This is a genomic window from Actinacidiphila paucisporea (assembly GCF_900142575.1).
Classification (GTDB): Bacteria; Actinomycetota; Actinomycetes; order Streptomycetales; family Streptomycetaceae; genus Actinacidiphila; species Actinacidiphila paucisporea.
In genome coordinates this window covers 15,763-27,831 of sequence record NZ_FRBI01000038.1, presented here as the reverse complement: position 1 = coordinate 27,831, position 12,069 = coordinate 15,763, and the positions used below count along the sequence as shown (strand labels likewise).

Below are 12,069 nucleotides of genomic sequence, written 5' to 3'. Positions count from 1 at the left end.
GTACCGGGAGGCCGAGATGGCCGCGACGCCGTTCCAGCAGGACGCCGGTTCGACCGCCCCCCGCTATCTCCCGATCGCCGAGCACGGACTCATCGGCGACCTGCGGAGCGTGGCCCTGGTCAGCAGCAACGGCACGATCGACTGGTACGGCTGCCCGTCCTTCGACTCGCCCAACGCCGTCGCCGCCGTCGTCGACGCCGAGCGCGGCGGCCGCTTCGAGCTGGCCGCCGCCGTCCCAGCCCGCACCAAGCAGTTCTACTTCCCCGACACCAACGTGCTGATCACCCGCTTCTTCACCGAGGAGGGCGTCGGCGAGGTCCAGGACGTCATGCCGGTGACCACCCACAGCCAGCGCGCGGGCCTCGCCCGTGAACCCGGCCGGCACCGGCTCATCCGGCGCGTGCTGTGCGTGCGCGGCACCGTCCCCTTCCGCACCCTGGTCGCCCCGCGCTTCGCCTACGACGCCGACCCTCACACCGTGACACTGCTGGGCGGCATGGCCGTGTTCGAGTCACCGGGCAAGTCCCTGGCGCCGACTTCAAACTCACCGAGGGCGAGAGCGCCGTGTTCGCCCTCGACCAACTGGGCGACCAGGTCGCGCCCCGGGGCTGCGCCCGCGCCGAGGCCGAGCACGAGTTCGCCGCCACCGTCGCCTACTGGCGGCGCTGGCTCGCCCAATCCCGCTACCGCGGCCGCTGGCGCGAGATGGTCCACCGCTCCGCCCTGACCCTCAAGCTGCTCACCTACGCGCCCACCGGCGCGATCGTCGCCGTCCCCACCACCAGCCTGCCCGACCAGGTCGGCGGCGAGCGGAACTGGGACTACCGCTACGTGTGGATCCGCGACGCCGCCTTCTGCGTGTACGCGCTGCTGCGGCTGGGCTTCTCCGGCGAGGCCGCGGCATTCATGCGCTTCCGGACCACCCACACCGTCAACCCCTACGACTCCACGAGTTCAGCCTCAGTAATGCGCCCGTTCGGCATCTCGTCTCACACCGCAATGCGGTGCACCACCGCGGCCCATCCCGAACGCACAGCGAAGCTCCCACCATGAGGCGAGCACACGACACGGGGGTCAGGTTGACTCTGGCCATGAGCACCTTGCCGAGGCTGTGGAGGGCGGACTCCATCCAGTGACGCACGCTCACACCCTCATTGTCGGCTCTCCCGGTCTCGCAGCCATTGTCCGAACTCGGCGGCGACGATGCGCTCGTCATGCACGCCGGCTGCGTTGTCGGAGGCCAGCCAGACGATGGGCGGGCCCATCACCGCGGGACTCAGGAACCCGTGGCTCTCGGGGGCGACGTCCTGGGGCAGCATCCCGGTGACCGTCGCGCCGCCGGGTAGCAGCAGGTTGACGGTGACGCCTGTGCCCCGCAGGTCGGCGGCCATGATGCGGGACAGCGCCTCGCTGCCGGCACGCGACGGCCCGTAGGGAACGAAGCCGGCGCGTCGCATGGTCGAGTGGTTCATCGAGATGTTGACGATGCGGCCACCGCCGGATGCCAGCATCCGTGGCGTGGTCTCGCGGGCAACCAGGAAGTAGCCGGTCAGGTTGGTGTCGACCACCGCGCGGAAGGCGTCGGACGGCACCTCCCAGAAGCCCTGCGGCTGTGTCATGAAGCGCGGGTTGACCGTGCGCATGCCGATGCCGGCGTTGTTCACCAGCATGTCGACGCCGCCGAGCCGCGACCACGCCCGGTCGACGGCCCTGGCCACCGACGACTCGTCGCGCACGTCCATTTCGATGCCGGTCGCCCCGGGCAGCCCCGCGGCGACGGACTCCGCACTCTCGCCCGACCGGCCGGTCAGCGCGACGGAGGCTCCCGCCGCGGCCAGGGCTGAGGCCATGGCGAGTCCGAGTCCACTCGTCCCGCCGGTCACCAGCACCTTCATCGGATCACCTCTGTCCTCAGAACCGGCCTTGCCGGGTCAACGGTCGCGCTCACCGCCGCGTCCATGGTCGCCGTTCGCGACCGTGGTCCTCGGTGGCAGGGCGTACTCGTGGGCGGAAGTCCGTGGCCGGAACTCTAGGGATTGGAGCACGCTCGAACCAACCGCGACGGGTGTCGCGGCCCGTCCGGGTGACATGCCCGAGGTCGTACAGGTGTCGCGGCTCGGGGCCGTCCGGGTGAGGTGGCCTGCATGCGCTTTCGAGGTCCGGCAGGAGCCGGTCGGCAAAGGCAGCACCGCCCGCATCGCCCTGCTGGACGGTTCCGGTGCGCCCTCGCAGGACGGAGCCCCTTCAGTCGAGTCCCTGGTACGGGAGGGTGCCATCGGCTCGTGGGGGGTGAGCAACCTGGACGTGGAGTATCTCGCGGACCTGCCGCCGGGGGCCGTGCCGCAGACCGACCAGGTGCTGTACAACCTCACCCGGCGGGGGCCTGAGCACCGTCTGCTGCCCAGGTGCCGTGAGCTGTCGATCCCGGTCATGGCGTACTCGCCGGTCGAGCAGGGCCGTCTGCTCGGCCACCCGGCGCTGCGGGAGGTGGCCGCGGCCCACGGTGCGACGCCCGCCCAGATCGCCCTGGCCTGGGTCCTGCGGCACGAGGACGTCATCGCGATCCCGAAGGCGTCCTCGCGCGGGCACGTCCGGGAGAACAGGGCGGCGAAGGAGTCGCCGTCTGGTCCACGCATCGGACGCCGGCCGCCCGCGGACTGCGTTTGCGCGTGAGGCGACGCCAGGTGACGGTGAGGGGGAGACCCGACGGTTCCACGGCGTCAAGGGCTCCGGCCATGGCCGGATGACGAGCTTGGCGAACCGAGCAAAGGAAGAGAGAGACCCACGATGGCAACGCAGGTCAGCAAAGCGGTTCTGGTGCGCCTCGAAGCGCTGCCCGGCAGGGAGGACGACGTCCGCGACTTCCTGAACCAGGGGCTGTCGATCGTCGAGGGGGAGCCCAAGACCGTCAGGTGGTTCGGAATCCAGTTCGGACCCACGTCGTTCGGGATCTTCGATGCCTTTCCCGACGACGACGGGCGCCAGGCGCATCTGTCGGGTGCGGTCGCGGAAGCTCTCGGTGAGAACACGGGTGTGCTCTTCGGGGAGCCCACGATCGAGCAGCTCGATGTCGTCGTGGAGAAGCAGCCGGCGTAGAGCGGGTGCTGCCCGCAGTGCGCGTGGTGGTTTGGCGCGGGCCGGGCGTGCCTCAGCGCCTGCCGGGCTTTCGGTGCGTCTCCGGCCATGCATACCGAGTCGCCCCTTTTGACACGTATTGCGGGAGCGGGGACTGTGGGAGTAGTGGGGGTGTTCCGTGCGGCACTCCGTCCACGGTGATGTGTCCACCAGGCTACGGGGACGGGCCAGGCCGACGTCAAGGCGTACAACAGCTGAGCGGCGGCAACACGGACCCGAACCGGTCCCCCGCCGACCACCGGAAGGAGCCACGCACCATGACCAACGAACTGCACGGCAGAAAGGTCGCCATCCTGGCCACGGACGGCGTCGAGCGCGTCGAACTCGAAGAACCTCTCGGCGCCCTGCTGGGCGCCGGAGCGCAGGCCGAACTCCTCTCCCTCCACACCGGCGAGATCAACGCGCGCCAGATGGACATCGACCCGGCCGGAACCTTCACCGTGGACAAGAAGGTCGCCGACGCCCGCGTGGACGACTACGAGGCGCTCCTGCTGCCCGGCGGCACCATGAACCCCGACCAACTGCGCACCGACCCCGACGCCGTCGCCTTCGTGAGGGAGTTCGTGGAGACCGGGAAGCCCGTTGCCACCATCTGCCACGGACCCTGGACACTGGCGGAGGCCGGCGTACTGCGCGGTCGCCGCCTCACCTCCTGGCCCAGCGTTCGTACTGACCTGCGCAACGCCGGCGCCGACGTCGTCGACGAGGAGGTCGTGGTCGACGGCCAGCTGATCTCCAGCCGCGGCCCGCAGGACCTCCCCGCCTTCTGCGAGGCGATCGTCGAACGCTTCGCCGCCGCAGTACCCGCCTGATCGGGAGAAGACGTACATGGCCGGAAGCGTGGCGCGCAGCGTCAGTGCGACGGCACGCAGGACACAGCGGGTGTGGCGCCGGCGTGCACACGTTCGGTGGCAGCCCTACGCCGGAAAAACCGGGGTCCCCAAGCCACCGAAGTGACCGCCGGCACTTCAACGGCCGAGTCGCCCTGGATCAGCAGAGGAGATCGTCATGGCAAGCAGCAACCGCGCAGTGGTCTTCCGGAACCCGAAAGACATGCGCGTAGAGTCTCTGGACTTCCCGAAGCTTCAGATGCCGAACGGGGAAGAAGGCCCCGCACGGTGTCATCCTCAGGATCGTCGCCACCAACATCTGCGGGAGCGACCTGCACATCTACCGCGGGTCCTTCCCGGTACCCCAGGGCATGGTGATGGGGCACGAGATGACGGGAGAGGTCGTCGAGGTCGGCCCCGACGTCGAGTTCCTCAGTGAGGGCGACCTCGTCTCCGTCCCGTTCAACGTCGCCTGCGGCCGATGCCGCAACTGCAGAGCGCGCCGGACCGACGTCTGCGAGACCACGAACCCCAAGGTGTCCTGCGGAGCGTACGGCTTCAACCTGGGCGACTGGACCGGCGGCCAGGCTGAGTACCTGTTCGTCCCTTACGCCGACTTCCAGCTCCTGCGCTTCCCTGACAAGGACCAGGCAATGGCGAAGATCCGTGACCTGGCGCTGCTCTCGGACTCCTGCCCACCGCGTTCGACGGCCTCATGGAGGCCGGTGCCAAGCCGGGCTCGACCGTGTACATCGCCGGCGCCGGCCCGGTCGGCCGCTGCGGCGCGGCAGCGGCGCGCCTCCTCGGGGCGTCCTGCATCATCGTCGGCGACCACAGCAGGGACCGCCTGGAGCTGGTGAAGAAGAACGGCTGCGAGACGATCGACCTGAACCAGGACGCAGCGCTCACCGACCAGATCGAGGCCATCCTGGGCGAACCCGTGGTCGACTGCGCAGTCGACTACGTCGGCACCGAGGCACACGGTATCGGCCGCGAGGCCGGGGAGATGGACCCGGCCTACGCCCTCAACCAGGTGATCGAAGCCACCCGCGCGGGCGGAGCCACCGGAGTCATCGGCGTCTACGGCGCCGACCCGCTCGCGAAGTCGAAGGCCGAGCAAGAGGGAACGTACCCGGTCGGCTTCGGCAAGGCCTGGATCAAATCGCCGCGGATCGCCGCCGGACAGGCACCGATCATGCACTACAACCGCGAGCTGATGATGGCGATCCTGTGGGACCGCCTGCCCTACTTGAGTTCCATGCTCAACACGAAGGTGATCAGCCTCGACGACGCCCCCGACGCCTACGCGACCTTCGACACGGGAGTGCCCGAAAAGTTCATCATCGACCCCCACGGCCTCATTCCCGCCTGAGGCCCGCCCCCACCGCACTATCGGTCACCGGCATCGGCTGACCCAGGACTACACCCCCAGCATCCCGACCACCCCCCAGAGCGCAGTCGTGGCCCACGGGCAGGCCGCCATGTACCAGGACCTCGCCGATTGCCCCGCTCCCCCATTACCGTCGGCACCGCTCCCTGAGCCGCGCAGCTGGTGTGTGCCTGGCCTCCAGGCACACACCAGCTGCACCAAGCGCCCGTGACCGCAGCGGTCCCGCGTTCGGCTCTGAAGGGGGCTCGACCGGGCGATCGAGGCGTCTTGGTTGACCGGCTCAGCGGCGTTGGCCTGCCGGCCGGCCGCCGGGGGAATTGCGAGGCGTACGGATCGCCTCCCGCCTAGCGGTGACCTCGGCAAGCAGGGGGAGCATCGTGTCGAGGGCGCCAGCGGCTTCCGAGTCAGGTGGCCCCACTTCCCGTCGGCACGCAGCACCTTCACCGACACCACCAGATGGTCGTGCGGCAACCGCATCCGGTGCCGGGAATCATGGTGCCGGAACCTGGCAGCGTCCAGACCGCCCACCGGCCGCTGTGGGAACCGACCTCGCGCCCGGTTCGCCGTCGCCGTCGTTCGGAACGAAGAAGAGGACGGGCGCGCACGATTGCCCGTGCGCGACCCGTCCCCTGACAGCCCGCCAGTTGCCGAGAGTCAATATCCGAGGGTGCTCAGGAACTTGCTGGTGTACTGGAGCGGCGTGGTGCTGGGGACCGAGTTGCACGTAGGCGACGCGTACGAGGCGGAGCAGGGCGTGTCGCGGTCCAGCGACCAGTGGTGCAGCCCGGCCAGGCCGTTGCTGACCGCGTACGACGTCAGCGTGCTCACGTCCGCGACGGTGAAGGTCTCGCTGGTCGCATCGTTCATGCCGATCATCGGAGTGACGGCGATCTTGCTCGCCGGGACCCCGTAGGTGTGCTCCAGGTTCTTCACCGCCTGAATCGCCGACTGCGCCATCTGGCAGCTGCCGGAGGAGACGACGCACACGCTGCTGGACGCGTTGCCGTAGTCCATGGTCATCAGGTTGATGACGTACTTCTTCAGACTTGAGCCGAGCACCGCCCTGACGACCGTGTTGCCGAGCGAGTTCACACCGCCGTAGCTGCCGTCGGACGCCCCCAGCGTGGCGAGGGTGAACGAGAACTGCAGGTTCGGGTACTGCGCCTGCGCCCCGGCCGCCGCGGCGACCAAGTTCTGGATGTCCGACGCGGACTGGCCGCCCTCGATGTCGAAGTCGACGCCGACCAGGTTCGGGCTGGCGTAGCGGGCGATGAACGACTCCATGCCCGCCGTCGAGCCGCAGGTGAAGGTGCCGGCCGCACCGCCGGTGGACACGACGTAGTTCAGGTTGGCGGCGTGGAGCTGCGGCACGTTCTCGGCGGCCCAGTTGGCACCCGACACGCCGCCCCAGTTCTCGCTGCCGCAGGCGCCCGTGGCGAACGCGACGGTGAGCGCGCGCAGCTTCGGGAGGTGCTGCGACACCAGGCTGCCGGAGCCCACCACCGGCTGGACGGAGCCGGCCGCGGCCGACTGCATCTGGTAGGTGTTCCAGTTCATGTTGATGGTCACGTCTTTGTACGGGCTGAAGAGCAGGCCGCTGACCGAACCCGTCCCGCCGCCTCCGCCTGTCCCGCCGCCGGTTCCGCCCGTTCCGCCGCCGGTACCGCCGCCGCCGGTACACGCTCCGTTGGACGTCCACGGCTGTCCCGAGCCGCTCCCGCCGTTGCTGGTCGCCGGGTCGTTGCCCTGGGTCCAGTAATTGGCGGTGTAGTTGGTCCCGTTCTCACTCGCCTGCTGGCCGGCGGTGTAGACGGTGCCGGAACTCCACGCCGAGGCGCAGGTGGCGGCCGCCTGGGCGGTGGGCGCCGAGGCCACGGCGAAGGCCACGCCGCCGACGGTCAGCCCGAGCGCCGAGCCGGCGACCAGAGCTTTGCGCAGAATCTGTTGCCCGACTCGCATGGACCCTCCAGGGGTGAGCGGAACTCCTGCCGTCGCGGCCTCGCAAGGCGACGGACGACAAGGCACCCGCTGTGTATGTGGGGGAAACGGAGTGGTCTTGACCAGTCAGCCGATTGGTCCAGGCCAAGTTATAGGGGTGGCGAGCGAGCCAGTCAAGGCTTCACACCCGTGGTCCGGGGCAGCGGCGGTCGTAAGCGGCCGCTGTCTGTCTGAAGATGGCGGCTGCAAGGTCGCGGGGATTGCTGCCGGGGGTTCGATCCGCGATCCTGGAAAGCTTGCCACGGTGGTGGGCTGTGAGGAGATGGGGATGGTTCACCCGGAAGTCGTCGACGGCAGCGATCCCAGGGCCGTCCAGGACACGCGTGTGCTGATCGACTGCTTGTACGAGTTGGTGAAGGGGGCGGACCGGCCGGTCAGGGACTGTGTACGGTATCCCGAGGTCGTGTGGATGGCTGACCTTCCGGATGCGATGCTGCGCCTGGACGGCGACACTGCGCGTGCCGATAAACCCGCCCAGGTCACGGACTTGATCGCCGATCTCCGGCGTCCTGCCCACCTCAAACTCCTCATCTGCACGGCGCATGGACGGCATCATGATCTGTCGTGCTGCTGCGCCTGGCCTACCTCACCGCGACCAACACCTTCGCCTTCCTCCGCCTGCTGCCGATGAACGACCGCGACAAGGACATCGAGATCCTCGCGCTCCGACACCAACTCATGGTTCTGCAACGCCAGATCAGCAGAGCCGCCTTCACCGACACCGACCGCGCAATCCTCGCCGGCCTGCTCCACCACCTCCCGATACACAAGCTGCGCCAGCTCCGTCTCCTGGTACGCCCCGACACGGTCCTGCGCCGGCACGGCAACCTGCTCAAGCAGCAGCATGCCGCGACCTGCGTACCGAGACCGCGTGGACGCCCTCCCACCATCCGCTCGATCCGCGCCCCGACCCTCCGCATCGCCCGTGAGAACCCCTCGTGGGGGTATCGGCGCATCTATGGCGAGCTCTCGGCCCTGAGGATCAAGGTCGCCGCCTCCACCGTGTGGGAAATCCTCAAGGAGCACTGCATCCCACCGGCGCCGGAACGAGCGAGCACGACGTGGGCGAACGTCCTTCGAAGCCAGGCCGGCGCCCTACTCGCCTGCGACTTCTTCGAAGCCCGAACCCTGACCGGGGCTCGTCTGCACGTATTCGCGGTCATCGAGCACTCCACCCGGCGCATCCGAATCCTGGGCACCACAGCACACCCCACCGCGCAATGGGTGGTACAGCTCGGACGCAACCTCGTCATGGACCTCGAAGGCGTCGGCAGCAAGGCCAGCTTCCTGATCCGCGACCGCGACTCCAAGTTCACGGCCGCCTTCGACACGCTGCTGACAGACGCCGGACTGAAGGTCGTCACCACCGGCATCCGGGTACAGCGTATGAACTCCATCATGGAGCGCTGGATCCAGACCTGCCGGCGAGAACTCCTCGACAGAACACTGATCTGGAACCAAAGCCATCTCCGCCACGCGCTCAGAGAGTTCAAGCTCTTCTACAACGGGCATCGGCCCCATCGGGCTCTCGGCCAAGCCGCTCCACTCCGACCACTCCCCCACCCAACCAACGAACCAGCCCAGACCAGACGTCTCGAGGTCCATCGACGAGATCGACTCGGAGGAACCCTCCACGAGTACCACCATGCCGCCTGACCAGGCCGGATTATTAATCGGCACCCACAGTCCCGCAAGAATGATCTCGAATCGGGCCGAAAACACGCTGACCTGCGGTTTTTTCACGCCCGTGGTTCCTAGCTGGTCCCCAGAACCCTGACGCCCCATCACATGGAAACCGTTGCCGGCAACGGCGAAGGCCCGCTGACCTGGCCAAATGCCAGTCCAGCGGGCCTTCTGTGCACCGTCGGGACGACAGGATTTGAACCTGCGACCCCCTGACCCCCAGTCGCGAAGATCAAGGGGATTTCCCTGTCAAACGGGACTAACTATCCGGGCGTTATCACCACTTACGCGAATAGCGCTCATAAACGCATACGCCGCGTGGTCCCCAGATGGTCCCCGAGGGGTCACGGGATCCTCTTCTTTCAGCTCTGCTATTCCAGCATCGCGCCATTGGCAGGAATACACGACCCCGACATCCGTTCGACTGCACCGAGTACGCGCGGGGACCACCAGCTACCAGGCCGGAACCGCATCTGGAATCACCTCTACCCCACTCAATAGCCCGCGCGCGTGGGAACAGTTCCACGACGGGCACCGCCCGACCCCGAGCATCGCCGACGGGAGACCACGGCACCGGTTGCCGCCACCAACCGCCGACCCCAGCCAAAGGCGCCCGCCTCGCGGTACAGGAACACGACCAACGCGACGGCAACCTCACGAGGACGAACATGCCAGGTGACCTGCCCGGATGAGGTTTTCGGCACCCGCAGGGCCGGCGCCGGGTGAGGGGCGTGCATGTGGCCGTCTCCGGCGGGCGGCGTCTCGACTCCCGCAGCTGGCGCCTGCCAGGTGCGTGCTCTCGCCGAGTTGCGGCCCGCGGTGCCGCGCCGCATTCGTGATCGCATCCGCGCGCCTCAGCCCCAGGGGGTGACCGTGAGCCGGATGGCTGCCTCGTCGCCGAGCAGGGGGGCCGCGGGTGGGGTCGCGGAGGCGGCGGAGGGGAGGGGGACGCGGGCGGTCCAGGTGTCCGGGGCGGGATTCTCGTCGAGGAGGGAAGGCCCGGAGGGTTCGTAGGCGCTGACGCTCCCCGCGATACGGGAGTTCCAGGCGGCCCGCGCGGACGGGGCACCGCCGGAGGGCGTGACGTCGACGATGAGGGTGTCGTCGAAGTCGCGGACCTGTTCGAGGTGGTCGCGGAAGGCGAAGAGCCGGTGCCGCTCCTGGCGTACCGAGAATACCCGCAGTTGCAGGGAGAAGCGCATCGTGTCGGTGCCGGGCGGCGGGAGCCGGCTGGACAGGAAGGTGGTCGCCAGCCGCACGGCACCGTCGGCGCTGCCGTCCTCGCCGGGGGCCGACAGCTGGAGCGGGCACCAGTGGGCCGCGAGCCGTTCGTGCAGTACGACCGGCAACCCGCGGACGGCCAGGCGCACTTCGGCCTGCCACGTCACGTTCGGGTCGGTGTCGGGGAGCCGGTGCCCGACCAGGTCGGCATCCACTCGCAGGTCGCCGAACAGGAAGCGCCGCAGACTCTGGTACGCCTCCTCGGAGTTGACCAGGCCGTAGCGCCCGCTGTGACTGCGGTGCACGAAGGCGCGGTGGGCGCCCGGCACGTACGCGTTCTCGATCTGGACCAGGCCATCGCTCCTGACGCCCACGGCGTCCGCGGAAAGCCCGAGCGCGACGTCGTAGTCCGACGGGTCGGTGCCGACCACGCACATGACCTTGTCCAGCGGAAGCGCCCGCGGTCCTGCCGGCATCTCACGGGCCGGCCAGCCCTCGGGCGGGCCGCCGGGCTCCCGCTGCGCCTCGGGGGTGAGGTATTCGTACATGCGGCGGGGGCCGAAGATGTCGGCGCCCTCGATGCCCAGCGCGTCCCGCAGCCGCTCCAGGGTGCCGAATCCCACGTCGAAGGCGATGCCGCCATGGGGGGTGCCGTAGGTGAACAGCTTCTCGACGTAGTCGCGCGGGTCGCCGCCCTCATCCGGGATGATCTTCTGGAGCAGGCAGCGGCAGATGAGCCCGCCCATGGAGTGCGCGACGAGGTGGACCCGCGGCGCCCCCGTCTTCTGCTGCAGCGTCCGGATCAGGGCCAGCAGGTCTCGCGCCGCGCTCTCCAGGCTGAAGTCCTGCGGCCTTGCGCCCCAGGTGTCGGCGGAGACGTCGTAGAAGCGGTGCACCCAGATGGTGTTCCACGGGACCTGGTCGTTCCGGTCCAGATACGCCATCTGCCCGCCCTCGACGAGGATCTGGTAGCCCTCGTCGGTGTGGAGCCTGAGCAGCGGCCCCTCGAACTGGTAAAAGTGCGGCTCGTCGCCGCTTCCCACCCGCACGTGCGTCGAGCCCTCGTTGAACCCGTAGAACGGGTCCGTCACCGCCTTGTCGATCCCGGGCGTGCCGCCCGCGAAACCCCGTACGTACACGAGGGGAAAGCCGGACCCGTCGGACATCGGACCTCCAAGGCGACCTCGCGACCACATGACCTGTATAGGTCATATTGACCTGCTATCGCGAGGAGGGCCAAGGGAAAGCCGCCCGGTCAGCCGACCCCCTCGCGGGCGAGTCAGGGGAGCGCGCCCGGCTCCGCGCCCGGGACTCCAACCGGCCAGGGGGGTGGACTGCGCCGTGCAGGTGAATGTCGCCGTGCCACCGTCGCATCCCGGCCCGGCGAGGAAACAGTGACAGGGTGAAGGTTGGCGGAGGCGCTTCGTGGAGGAGGCCGGGAGCCTACGACAAGGCTCGGAGGTGGCGGGTACGCACGAGCGGCTGGTACCTGCCGCTGCTGGCGCTGACCTTCGTGGAGGCGCTGGTCATGCTGTTCCTGGCAGCCGAGGCCGTCTACACCCTGGTCGGCAGGAAGGGCGTCAGGGACCACCGCTTCTGGTCGCCCATGATCTGGATCGACGGGCAGTGCGGCGAGAGCACCTTCTCCTGCGGCGTCCTGCAGAACGTCTTCATGCCCTTCCTCACGCTCGCCCTGGTCACCGTCGCCTACCTCTTCTTCCGGTTCAGCCGCGTGCGCAGGGCATATCTGAAGAGGGCCCGGCAGACCCCGCACGAGTTGGTGGAGACGGCGGGCGACATCTTCGGCTAGGT

Annotated in this window: 10 protein-coding genes and 3 pseudogenes; 8 read left to right on the top strand and 5 right to left on the bottom strand. The window is 68.8% G+C overall.

Annotated elements, in window-relative coordinates; genetic code table 11:
* Window positions 1-16: 16 nt before the first annotated feature.
* Window positions 17-1,029 (top strand): annotated as a pseudogene (locus tag BUE44_RS32925) (glycoside hydrolase family 15 protein); the annotation flags it as partial.
* Window positions 1,030-1,151: 122 nt separating this feature from the next.
* Here the strand turns inward: BUE44_RS32925 and BUE44_RS32920 are convergent.
* A complete protein-coding gene (locus tag BUE44_RS32920) occupies window positions 1,152-1,895 on the bottom strand; it encodes an SDR family NAD(P)-dependent oxidoreductase (RefSeq protein ID WP_073502691.1) in 744 nt (247 codons plus the stop codon).
* Window positions 1,896-2,202: 307 nt separating this feature from the next.
* On the opposite strand from BUE44_RS32920, the pseudogene BUE44_RS32915 reads away from it, so the two are divergent.
* The 5 genes and pseudogenes from BUE44_RS32915 to BUE44_RS40000 form a co-directional block, all read left to right on the top strand.
* Window positions 2,203-2,613, top strand: a pseudogene (locus BUE44_RS32915) (aldo/keto reductase); the annotation flags it as partial.
* A gap of 174 nt (window positions 2,614-2,787) precedes the next feature.
* Window positions 2,788-3,096, top strand: a complete 309-nt coding sequence (locus BUE44_RS32910) for a putative quinol monooxygenase (RefSeq protein ID WP_073502690.1) — start codon at window positions 2,788-2,790, stop codon at window positions 3,094-3,096.
* 296 nt (window positions 3,097-3,392) lie between these two features.
* Window positions 3,393-3,947, top strand: coding sequence for a type 1 glutamine amidotransferase domain-containing protein (locus tag BUE44_RS32905; RefSeq protein ID WP_073502689.1), 555 nt, complete (start codon window positions 3,393-3,395; stop codon window positions 3,945-3,947).
* A 311-nt stretch (window positions 3,948-4,258) separates the two neighbouring features.
* A pseudogene (locus BUE44_RS40005) lies at window positions 4,259-4,522 on the top strand (alcohol dehydrogenase catalytic domain-containing protein); the annotation flags it as partial.
* Window positions 4,523-4,680: 158 nt separating this feature from the next.
* The gene (locus BUE44_RS40000; RefSeq protein ID WP_322940974.1) at window positions 4,681-5,337 is read left to right on the top strand and encodes a zinc-binding dehydrogenase; all 657 of its coding nucleotides are present in this window, start codon (window positions 4,681-4,683) and stop codon (window positions 5,335-5,337) included.
* 48 nt (window positions 5,338-5,385) lie between these two features.
* Here BUE44_RS40000 and BUE44_RS39915 read toward each other — a convergent pair whose 3' ends face one another.
* From BUE44_RS39915 to BUE44_RS37250, 3 genes are all read right to left on the bottom strand, one after another.
* Window positions 5,386-5,991: a relaxase domain-containing protein gene (locus BUE44_RS39915; RefSeq protein ID WP_107415925.1), complete on the bottom strand. Its 606-nt coding sequence runs from the start codon at window positions 5,989-5,991 to the stop codon at window positions 5,386-5,388.
* A gap of 18 nt (window positions 5,992-6,009) precedes the next feature.
* Window positions 6,010-7,314, bottom strand: a complete 1,305-nt coding sequence (locus BUE44_RS32895) for a carbohydrate-binding protein (protein ID WP_073502688.1) — start codon at window positions 7,312-7,314, stop codon at window positions 6,010-6,012.
* 160 nt (window positions 7,315-7,474) lie between these two features.
* Entirely contained in the window at window positions 7,475-7,897 is a 423-nt protein-coding gene (locus BUE44_RS37250; RefSeq protein ID WP_143172640.1) for a hypothetical protein, read from the bottom strand.
* Between the two features lie 20 nt (window positions 7,898-7,917).
* Between BUE44_RS37250 and BUE44_RS32890 the strand changes: the two genes are divergently transcribed.
* Window positions 7,918-9,009: an integrase core domain-containing protein gene (locus BUE44_RS32890; RefSeq protein ID WP_073502687.1), complete on the top strand. Its 1,092-nt coding sequence runs from the start codon at window positions 7,918-7,920 to the stop codon at window positions 9,007-9,009.
* A gap of 881 nt (window positions 9,010-9,890) precedes the next feature.
* Here the strand turns inward: BUE44_RS32890 and BUE44_RS32885 are convergent.
* Window positions 9,891-11,423 (bottom strand): esterase/lipase family protein, encoded by a 1,533-nt coding sequence (locus tag BUE44_RS32885; protein WP_073502686.1) that lies wholly within the window; start codon window positions 11,421-11,423, stop codon window positions 9,891-9,893.
* A gap of 236 nt (window positions 11,424-11,659) precedes the next feature.
* Between BUE44_RS32885 and BUE44_RS38125 the strand changes: the two genes are divergently transcribed.
* On the top strand, window positions 11,660-12,067 hold the full coding sequence (locus BUE44_RS38125; protein WP_073502685.1) for a hypothetical protein: 408 nt from the start codon (window positions 11,660-11,662) through the stop codon (window positions 12,065-12,067).
* Window positions 12,068-12,069 lie beyond the last annotated feature (2 nt).